General features: G+C 35.7%; 14 protein-coding genes. All 14 read left to right on the top strand.

Annotated features, from left to right (window positions below; translation table 11 throughout):
- Positions 1-298: 298 nt before the first annotated feature.
- Positions 299-1,798, top strand: coding sequence for an acetyl-CoA hydrolase/transferase family protein (locus tag N4A68_16735; protein MCT4565942.1), 1,500 nt, complete (start codon positions 299-301; stop codon positions 1,796-1,798).
- Between the two features lie 253 nt (positions 1,799-2,051).
- Positions 2,052-3,728: a methylmalonyl-CoA mutase family protein gene (locus tag N4A68_16730; protein ID MCT4565941.1), complete on the top strand. Its 1,677-nt coding sequence runs from the start codon at positions 2,052-2,054 to the stop codon at positions 3,726-3,728.
- 30 nt (positions 3,729-3,758) lie between these two features.
- Entirely contained in the window at positions 3,759-4,154 is a 396-nt protein-coding gene (locus N4A68_16725) for a cobalamin B12-binding domain-containing protein (protein MCT4565940.1), read from the top strand.
- A 200-nt stretch (positions 4,155-4,354) separates the two neighbouring features.
- Positions 4,355-5,284: a methylmalonyl Co-A mutase-associated GTPase MeaB gene (gene meaB, locus N4A68_16720; GenBank protein MCT4565939.1), complete on the top strand. Its 930-nt coding sequence runs from the start codon at positions 4,355-4,357 to the stop codon at positions 5,282-5,284.
- Positions 5,285-5,605: 321 nt separating this feature from the next.
- A complete protein-coding gene (gene mce / locus N4A68_16715; protein MCT4565938.1) occupies positions 5,606-6,010 on the top strand; it encodes a methylmalonyl-CoA epimerase in 405 nt (134 codons plus the stop codon).
- A 53-nt stretch (positions 6,011-6,063) separates the two neighbouring features.
- Positions 6,064-7,611: a methylmalonyl-CoA carboxyltransferase gene (locus N4A68_16710; GenBank protein ID MCT4565937.1), complete on the top strand. Its 1,548-nt coding sequence runs from the start codon at positions 6,064-6,066 to the stop codon at positions 7,609-7,611.
- A gap of 178 nt (positions 7,612-7,789) precedes the next feature.
- Positions 7,790-8,203 (top strand): OadG family protein, encoded by a 414-nt coding sequence (locus N4A68_16705; protein MCT4565936.1) that lies wholly within the window; start codon positions 7,790-7,792, stop codon positions 8,201-8,203.
- A 51-nt stretch (positions 8,204-8,254) separates the two neighbouring features.
- Positions 8,255-8,653, top strand: coding sequence for a biotin/lipoyl-binding protein (locus N4A68_16700; protein ID MCT4565935.1), 399 nt, complete (start codon positions 8,255-8,257; stop codon positions 8,651-8,653).
- A 51-nt stretch (positions 8,654-8,704) separates the two neighbouring features.
- Positions 8,705-9,856 carry a sodium ion-translocating decarboxylase subunit beta gene (locus N4A68_16695; GenBank protein ID MCT4565934.1) on the top strand — a complete coding sequence of 384 codons (1,152 nt, stop codon included), beginning with the start codon at positions 8,705-8,707 and terminating at the stop codon, positions 9,854-9,856.
- A 186-nt stretch (positions 9,857-10,042) separates the two neighbouring features.
- Positions 10,043-11,026 (top strand): biotin--[acetyl-CoA-carboxylase] ligase, encoded by a 984-nt coding sequence (locus tag N4A68_16690; GenBank protein MCT4565933.1) that lies wholly within the window; start codon positions 10,043-10,045, stop codon positions 11,024-11,026.
- A gap of 318 nt (positions 11,027-11,344) precedes the next feature.
- On the top strand, positions 11,345-12,115 hold the full coding sequence (locus tag N4A68_16685) for a type III pantothenate kinase (protein ID MCT4565932.1): 771 nt from the start codon (positions 11,345-11,347) through the stop codon (positions 12,113-12,115).
- Positions 12,116-12,279: 164 nt separating this feature from the next.
- Positions 12,280-13,236, top strand: a complete 957-nt coding sequence (gene dusB, locus N4A68_16680) for a tRNA dihydrouridine synthase DusB (protein ID MCT4565931.1) — start codon at positions 12,280-12,282, stop codon at positions 13,234-13,236.
- 423 nt (positions 13,237-13,659) lie between these two features.
- Positions 13,660-14,139 (top strand): transcription elongation factor GreA, encoded by a 480-nt coding sequence (greA, locus tag N4A68_16675; GenBank protein ID MCT4565930.1) that lies wholly within the window; start codon positions 13,660-13,662, stop codon positions 14,137-14,139.
- Positions 14,140-14,154: 15 nt separating this feature from the next.
- Positions 14,155-15,630 (top strand): lysine--tRNA ligase, encoded by a 1,476-nt coding sequence (gene lysS / locus N4A68_16670; GenBank protein ID MCT4565929.1) that lies wholly within the window; start codon positions 14,155-14,157, stop codon positions 15,628-15,630.
- The last annotated feature ends 319 nt before the right edge of the window (positions 15,631-15,949 follow it).

Here is a 15,949-nt window from a genome sequence, read left to right as displayed (position 1 = left end):
TCATTATTTATGGTTTGCATTTAACTTTATTATTTATGGAAACAAAACAACCTTTTGTTTCATTAGTAGATAAAACAAAGTTAGATGACTGGTAGTTTAAATGATATTAATCCCAGTCTATCTAACTTTTTTTTGTTGAAAAAATTAGGTTTTTAAAAATCGTATTTCTATATGAAGAATTGAGGGAATTGCATAATAAATATGGTATGGCTTTAGGGCATTTAAGACCATATGTAGTAGGTTCTTGAGGATTGTAATTATGCATTTTGTTCAATTATAAAAATAGGGGGGAAATATTATGATAATAAATAGAATTAGACGAGAGGATCTTAAAAATAAAATAATGACAGCGGATGAAGCTGCAATGTTTATAAAAGATGGAATGATAATGGCAACCAGTGGATTTACTCCATCTGGATATCCAAAGGCAGTTCCATTGGCTATAGCAAAGAGAGCTGAGAATGGAGAGAAAATAGGTTTAACAGTAATCACGGGTGCATCGGTGGGGGATGAATTAGATGGTGCATTGGCAAGGACGGGAGTCATGAAAAGAAGATATCCCTATCAAACAAATAAATCTTCTAGAAATGCTATCAATGAAGGTAAAGTAATGTATCAGGATATGCATCTTAGCCATGTAGCACAATTTATAAATTATGGATTTCTTGGGAAAGTAGATGTAGCTGTTATAGAAGCTTTAGCTATTACAGAGGAGGGAGGCATTATACCCACTACTTCTGTTGGGATATCTCCTCAAGCTGTTAGTAATGCAGATATCGTAATAATTGAAATAAACACAAGCCAACCTATGGAATTAGAAGGTATGCATGACATTTATATGACTAAAAATCCTCCTAATAGAAAACCTATTCCTATTCTAAGTACAGGTGATAGAATAGGAACACCATATATTCCCTGTGATCCAGAAAAAATTGTTGCAATTGTGGAATGTGATATAAAAGACAACGTTAGACCATTGGGGGCTATAGACGAAGACTCTAAAAGGATTTCAAGCCATATAATTGAATTTTTAGAGCATGAAGTGGGGGCCGGAAGATTGCCTAAAAACTTATTGCCACTTCAATCGGGTGTTGGTTCTGTTGCAAATGCGGTTCTGGGTGGTTTGGTGGAATCTAGTTTTGAAAATTTGACTTGTTATACAGAGGTTATTCAGGACTCTATGTTCGATCTAATAGATGCAGGTAAGGTAACAGTGGCTTCAGGTTGTTCATTGACACCTTCTGAGGACGGGTTAAAGAGACTACACGATAACATGGAACACTATTCAAAGTATTGTATCCTAAGGCCATTGGAAATTTCAAACCATCCAGAGGTTGCCAGAAGACTTGGGGTTATAGCAATGAATACCGCCATAGAATTTGATATTTATGGACACGTTAATTCTACTAATATTATGGGTTCAAGAATGATGAATGGGCTTGGAGGTTCAGGAGACTTTACTAGAAATGCATATCTTTCAATATTTACGACTGTATCCACTGCAAGGAGTGGAGGCATTTCTTCAGTAGTACCAATGGTATCCCATGTAGACCATACTGAACACGATGTAGCAGTTGTAGTTACAGAACAAGGTTTAGCTGACCTTAGAAATACATCTCCCACGGAAAGGGCTAAAAGAATTATCGAAAAATGTGCCCATCCTGATTATAAGCCAATGCTCAATGAGTATTTTGAAAGAGCAAGTAGGGGTAAATATAAACATGAGCCCCATGTAATTGGTGAGGCACTATCGTGGCATGCAAGGTTTTTAGAAACCGGTTCAATGAAGGTTAAATAGCTAAAATCCCCATAAATGGTTTTAGATAATGAAACTACAAAGCTACATGTAAATTTTCAATGGAATATTTTATATAAGATAAAAGTTTTGCAGTATAAATGGCTATACTACAGATTGTATACAAACTTATAGGTTTATACATGTATAAAAACTCATAAGATAATTACTATTTGCTTGTTTTATGATATTCTATATAGAGTAATATGTAGTATAGCTAAATAATAAAATAAGACATCAAAAAGGAGGAAAACTGATGTTTGACAAGGAAAAACTATCTCAAATTAAGGAAAATGCTAATTCTTTTGAGGCAAAAACTCAAGAGTCATTGGCGAAAAGACCTGAGAGACAAGAAAAATTTTATACGGGGTCTGGTGATGAAGTAAATAGATTATATACACCAGCAGATGTAGAAGATTTTGATTACAATGAAGAATTAGGTATGCCAGGTCAATATCCCTATACTCGTGGGGCTCAGCCTACCATGTATAGAGGAAGACTTTGGACAATGAGAATGTATGCTGGATTTGCTACAGCAGAAGAATCAAACAAAAGATATAAATACCTTATAGAACAAGGTTCAATGGGTTTATCTGTTGCCTTTGACCTACCAACACAGATTGGTTATGACTCAGACCATTCGTTATCAGAGGGAGAAGTTGGTAAAGTTGGAGTTGCGATTGACTCATTAGCTGATATGGAAGTTTTATTTGATGGAATACCACTTGACAAAGTAAGTACTTCAATGACTATAAATGCACCTGCTTCAGTACTACTAGCTATGTACATTGCTGTTGGTGAAAAGCAAGGTGTTAGTGCAGATAAATTAAGAGGAACAATACAAAATGATATATTAAAAGAGTATATAGCTCGTGGAACATATATATTCCCAACAGAGCCTTCTATGAGACTTATAACCAATATTTTTGAATATTGTTCAAAGGAAGTTCCAAAATGGAATACAATAAGTATTTCAGGATACCACATTAGAGAAGCTGGTTCAACAGCCGCACAAGAGGTAGGATTTACCCTTGCCGATGGTATAGCATATGTTGATGCAGCCATTAAAGCAGGACTTGATGTAGACTCATTTGCCCCTAGACTTTCATTCTTCTTTAATGCACATAATGATCTATTAGAAGAAGTTGCTAAGTTCAGAGCTGCAAGAAGATTATGGGCTAAAATTATGAAAGAAAGATTTGGAGCTAAAAAAGCGAATTCTATGAGACTTAAGTTCCATACACAAACCGGTGGATCTACATTAACTGCACAGCAGCCAGAAAACAATATAGTTCGTGTTGCTATACAAACACTTGCGGCTGTCCTTGGTGGAACTCAGTCTTTACACACTAACTCCAAAGACGAAGCATTGGCACTTCCGACTGAAGACTCAGTAAGAGTCGCACTTAGAACTCAACAGGTAGTAGCATATGAGAGTGGTGTTACGAATACAGTTGACCCTCTAGCAGGATCATATTATATTGAAGCTAAGACTAAAGAAATTGAAGATAAAGCCATGGAGTATATCAAGAAGATTGATGAAATTGGTGGGGCTCCAAAGGCTATAGACATGGGATATATCCAACAAGAAATCATGGATGCTGCTTATCAATATCAAAAAGAAGTTGAATCAAATGAAAGAATTGTTGTTGGTATGAACAAGTTCCAAATCGAAGAAGAGGCTCCTAAGGGGCTACTTAGAGTTGATCCAGCAGTTGGAGAACTTCAAAAAGGAAAACTTGAGCAGTTAAGAGCTAAAAGGGATAACGAAGCCGTTAAAGAAAGATTACAAGCTTTAAGAAAAGCATGTGAAGGTGACGATAACTTGATGCCATTCATATTAGAGGCTGTTAGAGTATATGGTACTCTAGGAGAAATCTGTGGAGTAATGAGAGAAGTATTTGGCGAATATCAACAATCCGTTAATTTGTAAGGACTGAAAGACGATAAGGAGGAAAATTAAATGGATAGACCTATTAGAGTTTTAGTTGCTAAGCCAGGTTTAGATGGTCATGATAGAGGAGCTAAAGTTATAGCTAGGGCCTTAAGAGACGCAGGTATGGAAGTTATCTATACAGGACTTAGACAAACACCGGAACAAATAGTAAGTGCAGCCATTCAAGAGGACGTTGATGTAGTTGCTATGAGTATATTGTCGGGAGCCCATAATACTTTACTTCCGAAGGTAGTAGAACTATTAAAGGCTGAAGATGCAGATGATATGCTAGTTGTTGGTGGTGGAGTTATACCAGATGATGACATCCCATATTTAAAGGAAAAGGGAATCGCGGAAGTGTTTACTCCCGGTACTCCGACACAAGTGACTATTAATTACATTAATGAAAACGTTACAAGATAACAAAAAAATATATATAGCTGGTGATAAGGTATGATCCTTATTGCTAGCTCTTATAAAGTTCCAAGTTCCACGGTGCAAGTTTAATGGGTGCTGAAATTCACCTTTAGAGGTAGCTTAAAGAGCTTGTAACGTGGAGCTTGGAACCTAGAATTAACAAATTGCCAATGGCGTTTTTGTTAAAGATAGGTGGTGTTATATAGATGGAACTTGCACAGAGACTACTAAAAGGTGATAAAAGGGCAGCAGCAAGACTTATAACCTTAGTAGAAAATAAGGATCCTGAGGCATTTGAAATTTTAAAAAAGACATATCATAAATCTGGAAACGCATATGTCATAGGTATAACTGGGCCACCGGGTGCAGGTAAAAGTACACTTACTGATAAACTTGTTAAAGGTCTTAGAAAAAAAGACAAAAAAATAGGGATTATTGCCATAGACCCTACAAGCCCATTTACAGGTGGGTCTATACTAGGGGACAGGGTAAGAATGTCGGACCTTAGCCTAGATAGGGGAGTTTTTATCAGAAGTATGGGAGCTAGAGGGCACCTAGGAGGGTTATCTGAATCTACTCAAGCTGCTATTAAAATATTGGATATATATGGATGCGACTATGTATTTGTTGAAACTGTTGGAGTAGGTCAATCAGAGGTGGATATAGTTAAAACATGTGATACAACTGTTATGGTAATGGTTCCTGGACTAGGGGACGATATACAAGCCATCAAAGCTGGAATAATGGAAATAGGAGACGTTTTTGCTGTAAACAAGGCCGATAGAGATGGAGCTAAAAGAACTGCTAGGGAAATTGAAATGATGTTAGATTTTAACAAATCAGATTGGCGTCCGCCTGTTGAAATGGTTGTAGCAATAGAGAACAAGGGAGTTGAAGAACTTCTTGAGCATGTTGAAAAACATAGGAGCTATTTAGAAGAAACAGGTGAAAAGGAAGTAAGAAGAATTAGAAATAGTAAAACGGAAATTGTTGATTTAGTTCAGCAAAAGCTTATGAGCATATTGCTTGACAAATCCAATAAGGAACAAATGATCAACGAACTATCAAAAGAAGTAGCGGCTAGGAAGACTGATCCCTACTCAGCATGTGAACTAATATTTGATAAACTTAAATAAAACTTTAAGGTGAAGCTTTAGGGTTAAGATTAAAATTAAAAGTTGAAAATTAACTTTAAGATTTACTTGGAACTCTCTATAGATATTCCATTTAAACAGTTAATTTATACACATCAAAAATCCCTAGAAACATCGGATATTTTGAGATGTATAAATTAAGTTTAACTTTAGGAAATCTATATAATAAGTTTCAATTTGGTACTTAATCTTAACCTAGATTTAAAAGTATTGACCTTTTAGAAATTCCTGAGGCAGTTGACGCTTGCAATTGACCGATGAAGGATGAAATTATATGAATATAAATTTGAAGGAGGATTTAGAATGAAAGTTTTAAAGGTAGATCATATTGGTATAGCTGTAAAAAATTTGGATGAAACATTAAAGTTTTATACTGAGGCTTTGGGTTTAGAGGTTCAAGGGACTGAGACAGTGGAAGAACAAAAGGTTAAAGTAGCATTCTTACCATTAGGAGATACAGAGGTTGAACTTCTTGAATCTACTTCCCCCGATGGACCAATTGCCAAGTACATTGAAAAAAAGGGAGAAGGAATACAGCACGTAGCATTCAAAGTTGAAAACATTGAAGAGGCAATTGAACATATGAAGTCAAAAGGCTTTAGAATGATTGATGAAAAGCCAAGATATGGAGCTGGTGGAGCTAAGATAGCATTTATGCATCCAAAAAGCTCCCATGGAGTATTAGTTGAGCTTAGTGAAAGACAATAGTACAAACTTTGATAAAAACAAAGATAATATATGCTATGGGAGGTAAATAAAGGATGGCTGTAAACAAATTAGAAGATTTACGAAAGCGCCGCCAAAAGATAGAAGCGGGCGGAGGAGCAAAGAGAATTGAAAAGCAGCATGCTAAAGGGAAGCTGACGGCAAGGGAGAGAATAAACCTTCTATTTGATGAGGGGACCTTTGTAGAGCTAGATGCGTTTGTAAAGCATAGATGTACAAACTTTGGTATGGAAAAGTTGGAAGCACCGGGAGAAGGTGTAGTATCGGGATATGGTATGGTAGATGGAAGGTTAGTATATGCCTTTGCCCAAGACTTTACGGTAATCGGAGGCTCACTAGGAGAAATGCATGCAGAAAAAATCTGTAAGGTATTGGACAATGCCCTAAAAGTAGGAGCGCCAGTAGTGGGACTAAATGATTCAGGTGGAGCAAGAATCCAAGAAGCGGTAGATGCTTTAGGTGGCTATGCAAAGATATTTTATAGAAACACCATAGCCTCAGGAGTAATACCACAGATATCAGCAATCATGGGACCATGCGCAGGGGGAGCAGTATACTCACCGGCAATAACAGACTTTATATATATGGTGGATCAAACCAGCCAGATGTTCATAACAGGACCACAGGTAATAAAAACAGTAACGGGGGAAGAAGTAACAGCAGAAGCCTTAGGTGGAGCCATGACCCACAACAGCAAAAGTGGTGTAGCCCACTTTGTATCGTCAAATGATGAAGCTTGTATAGCTGACATAAGAAGATTACTTAGCTTCCTTCCATCAAATAATATGGAAACAGCACCTGTATTTGACACAGCAGATGATATAAATAGAATAGTACCAGAGTTAGACACGATAATACCGGATAATCCAAACAAACCATATGATATGAAGGACATAATATCACTGATAGTGGATGATGGAGATTTCTATGAGTATCAGCAATATTTTGCACAAAATATGCTTACATGCTTTGCAAGAATAAATGGAAGTACAGTAGGTATCATAGCAAATCAACCAAAGGTACTGGCAGGATGCTTGGATATAAGTGCATCGGATAAGGCGGCAAGATTCATAAGAACATGTGATGCCTTCAATATACCACTATTAAATATAGTAGATGTACCGGGATTTTTACCAGGAACTACTCAGGAATACGGTGGAATCATAAGACATGGAGCGAAGATGCTATATGCGTACAGTGAAGCAACAGTACCTAAGGTGACGCTAATAGTTAGAAAAGCCTATGGTGGATCATATATAGGAATGTGTAACAAAGAGCTAGGAGCAGATATCGTATTAGCATGGCCATCGGCAGAAATAGCAGTAATGGGACCAAAGGGAGCTGCAAATATCATATTTAGAAAAGATATATCGGATGCAGATAACCCAGCGGAAATGAGACAAAGGAAGATAAACGAATACACTGAGGAATTTGCTACACCATACAAGGCGGCGGAAAGAGGTATGGTAGACGATGTAATCGAGCCAAACTCAACAAGACCAAGACTTGTAGATGCACTAAACATGTTATCATCAAAGCGTGAAACAAGACCAGCCAAAAAACACGGAAATATTCCACTATAGAAACAGTTAGACGGTGGAGAAGCCACATATGTTTTCTTCCAGTTCCTCCTATAAACCAGTTTATCATTTAAATAGAGAAAGGACAAAACTGCTTTATAAAGGGAACTTCCAAAAAACATATGTGTCTTCTCTAGCAAGGTATGTTTTTTCGTAAATATACACAGAAAGAGGTGAAGTGATGGAAAACTTAAGTCTAGTTGATAGATTAGCCGATCCTGAGATAATAAAGACCATGACTATAGGTGAAAAGACTATGGCATCCCTACAGGTAACATTGCTAGGAATGGCTATAACCTTCGTAGCACTTATGATTTTATGGGGATTGATCATAATAATGACTAAGCTCCTTCATACTACACAGCCTACTAAAAAGGCAACTAATGCAGTAAAGCCAGCACCAGCTCCTGAGGTAAAACCACAAGAAGACCTAGGGGAAAGCGAAGAGCTAGTAGCAATAATTACGGCCGCTATAGCAGCAAGTCTAAATACATCTACCCACAATATAGTAGTAAGAAATATAGTAAGGGTGGCGGATGCTACTCCAGCATGGGGTAGAGCAGGTAGAGTAGACCAAATGAATCAAATGCTTTAGAAATACTGTGGTTAACCATACAAAACCAAATGATTTGAAGGAGGAACTAAAATGAGAAAGTTTAATATAACTGTAAATGGTAAGGCATATGAAGTAGAAGTAGAAGAAATAGGCGGAGCTGTATCAGCACCGGTATCAAGACCAGCAGCGGCTCCAAGATCAGCAGCTCCAACGCCAGCTCCAAAGGCTGCACCTGCGCCAAAATCAGCGGCTCCAGCAGCTCCAGCTCCAGCGGGTGCAAACACTATCACAGCTCCAATGCCAGGGACAGTACTTGACATAAAGGTAAAAGAAGGAGATACAGTGGGTAATGGTGATGTATTACTTATATTAGAAGCTATGAAGATGGAAAATGAAATAATGGCACCTGCAGGTGGAAAAGTAGTATCAGTAAATGTTTCCAAGGGTGCATCAGTAAATGCGGGAGATGTTCTAATAGTATTAGGATAATATTATCTTAATATCCTAAAAAGGACACTTCAAAGGAAAGGAGATGCACGAATGGGTCAAGCCATAATTAAATTCCTGAATAGCACAGGATTTATAACTTTATTTCAGCAACCAAAGCATATTGTAATGTTAGCTATATCATGTTTGCTTCTCTATCTGGCAATAAAAAAAGGATTTGAACCATTGCTTTTAGTACCCATAGCCTTTGGTATGCTTTTAACCAATCTACCATTAGCGGGGATGATGAATGCTCCTGGAGTAGATCCCCATGGCCACGTAATACCCGGTGGACTTTTATGGTATTTCTTCCAGGGTGATGAGCTTGGAATATTTCCACCAATCATATTCATGGGCGTAGGAGCAATGACGGACTTTGGGCCACTAATAGCTAATCCCAAATCATTATTATTAGGTGCAGCAGCGCAGTTCGGTATATTTACCACATTCTTAGGCGCAATATTCCTAGGCTTTACTGCCCAGCAGGCAGGAGCTATCGGGATCATCGGAGGAGCCGATGGGCCTACAGCAATCTTTCTGGCATCAAAATTAGCACCGGAAATACTTGGACCTATAGCCGTAGCGGCATATTCATATATGGCACTTGTTCCAATCATACAGCCGCCGATAATGAAGGCACTAACAACTAAAAAAGAGCGTATGGTAAAGATGGAACAGCTAAGACCAGTATCGAAGACGGAAAAGATACTATTCCCAATAATGGTAACATTATTAGTATCACTGATGTTACCACCAGCGGCCACATTAATAGGTATGCTTATGCTTGGTAACCTATTTAGGGAATGTGGAGTAACACAAAGACTAACGGAAACAGCATCCAATGCACTGATCAATATAGTTACTATATTCCTTGGATTATCAGTAGGTGCAACTGCGACTGCAGATGCATTTCTGAAGTGGCAGACAATAAAGATAATCGTACTAGGAGTAATTGCATTTGGTGTTGGTACAGCAGCAGGAGTACTACTTGGTAAGATCATGTATAGGGTATCCGGTGGAAAGATAAATCCACTAATAGGTTCCGCTGGGGTTTCGGCAGTACCAATGGCAGCAAGGGTATCCCAAGTAGTAGGACAACAAGAAAACCCATCAAATTTCTTATTAATGCATGCAATGGGACCTAACGTTTCAGGGGTTATCGGTTCAGCAGTTGCGGCGGGTGTATTATTATCATTATTCGGATAGTAAAGTAAATCAAAGGACAGGAGGAGTACTTTCTGTCCTTTTTGTTTTTTGCTTTAAACACATTTTAAAAATAGACTAGCCATCATACTTGTTTATTTTTACATGGGAATAAATTTAATATATAATTTAGAAGTGTAATAAATTTGAAGACTTATATTATAATTGTCCACAATTGGAGGGCTAAATTTGAAAAAGGAAGTATTAACAGTACTTAAGAAGAATAAAGAAAATTTTATATCGGGAGAACAATTAAGCAATCAATTGGATGTAAGTAGAACCGCCATATGGAAGCATATCAATGCCTTAAAAGAAGAGGGCTATAAAATAGAATCCATACCTAGAAAGGGCTATAAGCTCATAGAAGAACCGGATATATTATCAAGGGAAGAGCTTTTAATAGAACTTGACTCCAATAGGCTAGGTAATGACATATATTGTTTTAAAACCATTGATTCAACAAATAATTATGGTAAAAAACTAGCCATGGATGGTGCTGAGGAAGGGACTATCGTGATTAGTGATGAGCAAACCGGTGGTAGAGGTAGATTGGGAAGGACTTGGGTATCACCGAATGGGAGTAACATTTATATGTCAATGATACTAAGACCAGCTATATATCCTAGTGAAGCGGCGAAAATAACGGAGATAACAGCTGCCGCAGTTGCCAATGCCATTGATAAGGTCACAAATTTAGGGGTTGGTATTAAATGGCCCAATGATATAATTCTTGATAATAAAAAGATATGTGGAATACTTACGGAAATGAGTGCAGAGTTAAATGATATCAATTATGTAATAGTAGGAATAGGGATAAATGTAAATATACATGAGTTTCCAGAGGACATAAAAGATATAGCTACTTCTATAAGGATGACTCTGGGAGGTGAAGTATCTAGAAGGAAACTTGTCATAAATATAGTGAAGGAGTTTGAAAAATTATACTACGATTTTATTGGTACTGGAAGTTTAAAAAAGACAGTGGATATATGTAAAGAAAGATCAGTAACATTAGGAAAAACAGTAAAAATAATCAATAAAAATACAACTATGATTGCAAAAGCCATAGATATTTCACAAAATGGTGAACTAGTAATAAAAAAGGATGATGGAGAGATAATAAATATTATATCCGGAGAGGTTTCCGTAAGGGGAATCGATGGCTATGTATAAATTAAGATTTATCCTAAACTCTCTATGGAATGTTTAAAAAAGTACAAGGGATTTTGATTTCTAAGACCTTTATCAAGTTTGAGGTATACCTAGAGGGTACGTTGAGGATGTCACGAATATCTTAGAAATAAAATGACCTAGTAGGGTTTTAAATTTTCTACGAATAATATGGGATTATTATTGATAAGATTACTTAAACATGATAATATACTTAAGATGATTATTATTAAGGACATTTCTTTTAAAAAAAGCGGCCCTAAAATAAAGGGGAAAAATGTCCGGTAAGCATATACAATAGATGATAAGTAGGTGATTTAGATGTTATTAGCATTTGATGTAGGTAATACAAATATTGTATTAGGTGTATATAAAGATAAAGAATTAATAAAGTATTGGAGAATGTCTACAGATAAATCAAAAACATCCGATGAAATTGGTATGTTAGTAAATCAATTATTTACCTATGACGGTTTAGATATGAGAGAGGTTACGGATGTAATAATATCTTCAGTAGTTCCAACTATAATGTATTCCCTTCAGCATATGTCCATTAAGTTTTGTGATAAAGAAGCTATAGTAGTTGGACCTGGTATTAAAACAGGAATAAATATAAAATACGATAATCCTAGACAGGTTGGAGCCGATAGAATAGTTAATGCTGTATCAGCTTTTCATAAATATGGTGGCCCCATAATAGTAGTTGATTTTGGAACAGCAACTACATTTTGTGCCATATCTGAAAAATGTGAGTATTTAGGAGGAACAATTTCACCGGGTATAAAAATATCTAGTGATGCATTATTTCAAAGAGCCGCTAAACTGCCAAGAGTCGAATTAAACAAACCTAGAAAGGTTATATGTAAAAATACTATTCAAAGTATGCAATCAGGAATTATATATGGATACGTTGGTTTAGTTGACTATTTGGTAGAAAGAATGAAGGAAGAACTTAAATCTAAAAAAGTTAAAGTAATAGCTACTGGAGGGTTGGCAGGACTAATAGCCTCTGAGTCAAAAACCATAGACCATGTAGATAGATTTTTAACTTTAGAAGGATTAAGGTTAATATATGAGATGAATAAAGAATAAAATGCCGGGAATATTAATCCTGGCGTTATTATTATAGAGATTACATTCAAAACTTTAATTTATACACGTCCAAAATGCCCAGAACCGTCGCATATTTGTCCATGTATAAGTTAAGTTATACTATGAAAACCCTATATATATGTAAGATAAAAGTAGGTGATATATTGAAAATAGGAAATATAAATATAGAAAATCCTGTTGCATTGGGACCAATGGCTGGAGTTACAGATTTGACATTTAGACTTATCTGTAAGGAATTTGGGTGTGGGATTGTATTTACAGAGATGATTAGCGCAAAGGGGATATATTATAATGATCCTAAAACTAAAAGACTAATGAAAATTGAAGAAAGAGAAAGACCAGTAGGTCTTCAAATATTTGGTTCGGATCCTGAAATTATGGCAGAGGTTACTAAAAAAATAAACCATCATAACCATGATATATTGGATATAAATATGGGATGTCCTACGCCTAAGATCGTGAAAAATGGTGATGGATCGGCGCTTTTGAAAAATCCTAAGTTAATTGGCAAAATAGTAAGTGGTATAGTGAAGGCATCTGATAAGCCAGTCACTGTTAAGATAAGAACCGGTTGGGATAGTGACAGCATAAATGCTGTGGAGGTAGCTAAAGTTATAGAAGAGAGTGGAGCTAATGCTATTTCCGTACACGGAAGAACAAGGGAGCAGTTTTATACTGGCAAGGCAAATTGGGAAATAATAAAAGGGGTAAAAGAAGCCGTTAATATACCTGTATTTGGTAATGGAGATATATTCTCGGTAGAGGATGCCAAAGAGATGAAAAAAATCACTAACTGTGATGGTATAATGATTGCCAGAGGAGCCCAAGGGAATCCATGGATATTTAAAAGAGTTACCCACTATCTTAAAACAGGAGAAGTTTTACCCTCTCCTACGGTAGAAGAAAAGGTAGAGGTATGTAGAAGACATCTATATATGTTAATAGAAAATAAAAGTGAGTATGTGGCCATAAGAGAGATGAGAAAACATTGTGCATGGTATCTTAAGGGAATAAGAAATGCCGCTAAGGTTAGAAATAAAATAAATACTGCAAATAGTGTAAAGATGATAGAGAATCATCTTAATGAAATACTTGTTTAGTGTTATGGGGTTTTAAAAATAACAGTAAATTATTATCTTGACAATAAATTACAACTACATTATAATAATGCGCATAAGTATAAGCACTGAGGCCCAGTGCTTATACTATTAAATACTTACAAACATTATATTTAATTGAGCAAATTGCATAATTACTTCCTACAAAAAACCAGCTACTATATATAGTTTAAAAATCTCCAAAGGTATATACCACCAAATATGCTATATCTTAAATACTCAAATTAAGGATGATATTTGCATATGCAACTTAGCTAAGTCAGAGTTATGCAATTTCCTCAATTGTAAGAATAATTTTATCAAAATAACATATATTAGGGAAATAAACATTACTTTAAAAGAATTAAGGTTGCTTATTTTATGAAATATTATATTCAATATTAAATCATAAGGGAGAGGTAATAAATGGTTGATAAGGAAATAATTTTAACTAAGCAAGGATTGAAAAAGGTAGAAGATGAATTAGAAGAACTAAAAGCAGTAAAAAGAAAAGAAGTAGCTGAGAAAATAAAGCAAGCATTAGCTTTTGGAGATATAAGTGAGAATTCTGAATACGATGAAGCCAAAAACGAACAAGCACAGGTGGAGGAAAGAATAGCTAAACTTGAAACCATCTTAAGAAAAGCAAGAGTTGTTGATGAAAGTAATATATCTAAGGATGTAGTAAGTGTAGGTTCGACGGTAAAAGTTATGGATTTAGAGTTTGATGAAGAAGTAGAATATACTATTGTTGGTTCGGCTGAGGCTGATCCCTATGAACTAAAGATTTCGAATGAATCTCCTGTTGGAAAGGCTTTAATTGGAAGCAAAGTAGGGGAAACTGTTGAGGTTCAAATTCCTGATGGAGTTACAAATTATAAAATACTTGAGATAAAAATACAATAGGAGGTGCAGTATTAAATGACTGAGGAACAAAATATTAGCGAAGTACTGAGGATAAGAAGAGAAAAGCTTAAAAAGCTACAAGAAATGGGGAGAGATCCCTTTAAAATTGAAAGATTTGAAAGAACTGCATTTAGTACTCAAATAGCAGATAAGTTTGAAGAGTTTGAAGGAAAAGAAGTAAAAATAGCTGGTAGAATAATGGCCAAAAGAACAATGGGCAAAGCCAGCTTTATAGATATATTGGATAGAGACGGAAGAATTCAGTCATATGTCAGAAAAGATGCTATAGGTGAAGAAGAATATGAAGTATTTACTACATATGATATAGGAGATATTGTAGGTATAAGAGGAACAGTATTTAAAACAAAGAAAGAAGAAATATCTATTAGAGCAGAGGAAGTAAAGCTTCTTTCTAAGTCTTTACAGGTTTTACCTGAAAAATGGCATGGACTTAAGGATACTGAGCTTAGATATAGGCAAAGATATGTTGACCTTATTGTTAATCCAGAAGTTAAGGAAACATTTTTAAAAAGAAATAAAATAATCAAAGCCATAAGGGAATTTTTAGATGAAAAAGGATATTTAGAAGTAGAAACCCCTATCCTCACAACTGTTGCCGGTGGTGCTGCTGCAAGACCTTTTCTTACCCATCACAATACATTAGATATAGACATGCAGATGAGAATTGCAAATGAATTATATCTTAAAAGACTTATTGTAGGTGGATTTGACAAAGTTTATGAAATGGGTAAAATGTTTAGAAACGAAGGAATCTCTATAAAGCACAATCCTGAATTCACAAATATAGAGCTTTATGCAGCCTATGAAGATTATGAATATATGATGAAAATAACTGAAAACCTAGTGGCTTACTGTGCAGAAAAGGCATTAGGGTCTACGGTTATAAACTATCAAGGCACTGAAATAGACTTTAAACCACCTTGGAAAAGAGTTTCTATGCATGATATGGTTGAGGAAAAAACAGGTGTTGACTTCTATGGCATAGAAAATGATGAAGAAGCAAGAAAGATTGCAAAGGAAAAATTACATCTAGAAGTAGAAAATCATATGACTAGAGGACATTTAGTTAATCTTGCCTTTGAAGAATACTGTGAAAAGGATTTAATACAGCCAACCTTTGTGTTACATCACCCTGTAGAGGTTTCACCATTAGCTAAAAGAAATCCTGACAATCCATTGATTACAAATAGATTTGAAGCCTTTGCTAACACTTGGGAAATTGCCAATGCTTTCTCAGAGTTAAATGACCCAATTGATCAAAGAGGAAGATTTGAGCAGCAGCTTAAGCAAAGAGAATGTGGGGATGAAGAAGCACATCCAATGGATGAAGACTTCATAAACGCATTAGAAGTAGGATTGCCTCCTACAGGGGGACTAGGTATAGGGGTTGATAGATTGATGATGTTACTTACTGATTCAGCTTCTATCAGAGATGTAATACTTTTCCCAACCATGAAGCCTATAGAATAATGATATTTATATAGAGAGTATAGGTTACCTATACTCTCTCCATAAATTAACATTTGACATGATAAATAGTTTATGTTAGGATATAGAGGCGTCAAAAAATACAGTGGTTTGGAAAAAATATTTTTAAAGAGTTATAAAAAGTTTTTTAAAAATAATTTCAAAAACTGTTGACAAAGAAAAACAAAAATGATATTATATTTAAGCGTCGTTGGTGAGAAACGAAGCGAAAAAACTTTGGACATTGAAAACTAAACAGTGTAAGGAATTAAACCTTAGTTTGATAATCAATTCAAACTATAAAGAAACGCCAGTTTTATTT

Source organism: Maledivibacter sp. (assembly GCA_025210375.1).
Classification (GTDB): Bacteria; Bacillota; Clostridia; order Peptostreptococcales; family Caminicellaceae; genus JAOASB01.
Note: the sequence above shows the minus strand (reverse complement) of the source record. Positions and strands in the feature narration are given on the sequence as shown.

Bases quoted from the DNA above. Each gene is read 5' to 3' on its own strand.
- N4A68_16735 (MCT4565942.1), top strand. From the start codon at position 299: ATGATAATAAATAGAATTAGACGAGAGGATCTTAAAAATAAAATAATG.
- N4A68_16730 (MCT4565941.1), top strand. From the start codon at position 2,052: ATGTTTGACAAGGAAAAACTATCTCAAATTAAGGAAAATGCTAATTCT.
- N4A68_16725 (MCT4565940.1), top strand. From the start codon at position 3,759: ATGGATAGACCTATTAGAGTTTTAGTTGCTAAGCCAGGTTTAGATGGT.
- meaB (MCT4565939.1), top strand. From the start codon at position 4,355: ATGGAACTTGCACAGAGACTACTAAAAGGTGATAAAAGGGCAGCAGCA.
- mce (MCT4565938.1), top strand. From the start codon at position 5,606: ATGAAAGTTTTAAAGGTAGATCATATTGGTATAGCTGTAAAAAATTTG.
- N4A68_16710 (MCT4565937.1), top strand. From the start codon at position 6,064: ATGGCTGTAAACAAATTAGAAGATTTACGAAAGCGCCGCCAAAAGATA.
- N4A68_16705 (MCT4565936.1), top strand. From the start codon at position 7,790: ATGGAAAACTTAAGTCTAGTTGATAGATTAGCCGATCCTGAGATAATA.
- N4A68_16700 (MCT4565935.1), top strand. From the start codon at position 8,255: ATGAGAAAGTTTAATATAACTGTAAATGGTAAGGCATATGAAGTAGAA.
- N4A68_16695 (MCT4565934.1), top strand. From the start codon at position 8,705: ATGGGTCAAGCCATAATTAAATTCCTGAATAGCACAGGATTTATAACT.
- N4A68_16685 (MCT4565932.1), top strand. From the start codon at position 11,345: ATGTTATTAGCATTTGATGTAGGTAATACAAATATTGTATTAGGTGTA.
- greA (MCT4565930.1), top strand. From the start codon at position 13,660: ATGGTTGATAAGGAAATAATTTTAACTAAGCAAGGATTGAAAAAGGTA.
- lysS (MCT4565929.1), top strand. From the start codon at position 14,155: ATGACTGAGGAACAAAATATTAGCGAAGTACTGAGGATAAGAAGAGAA.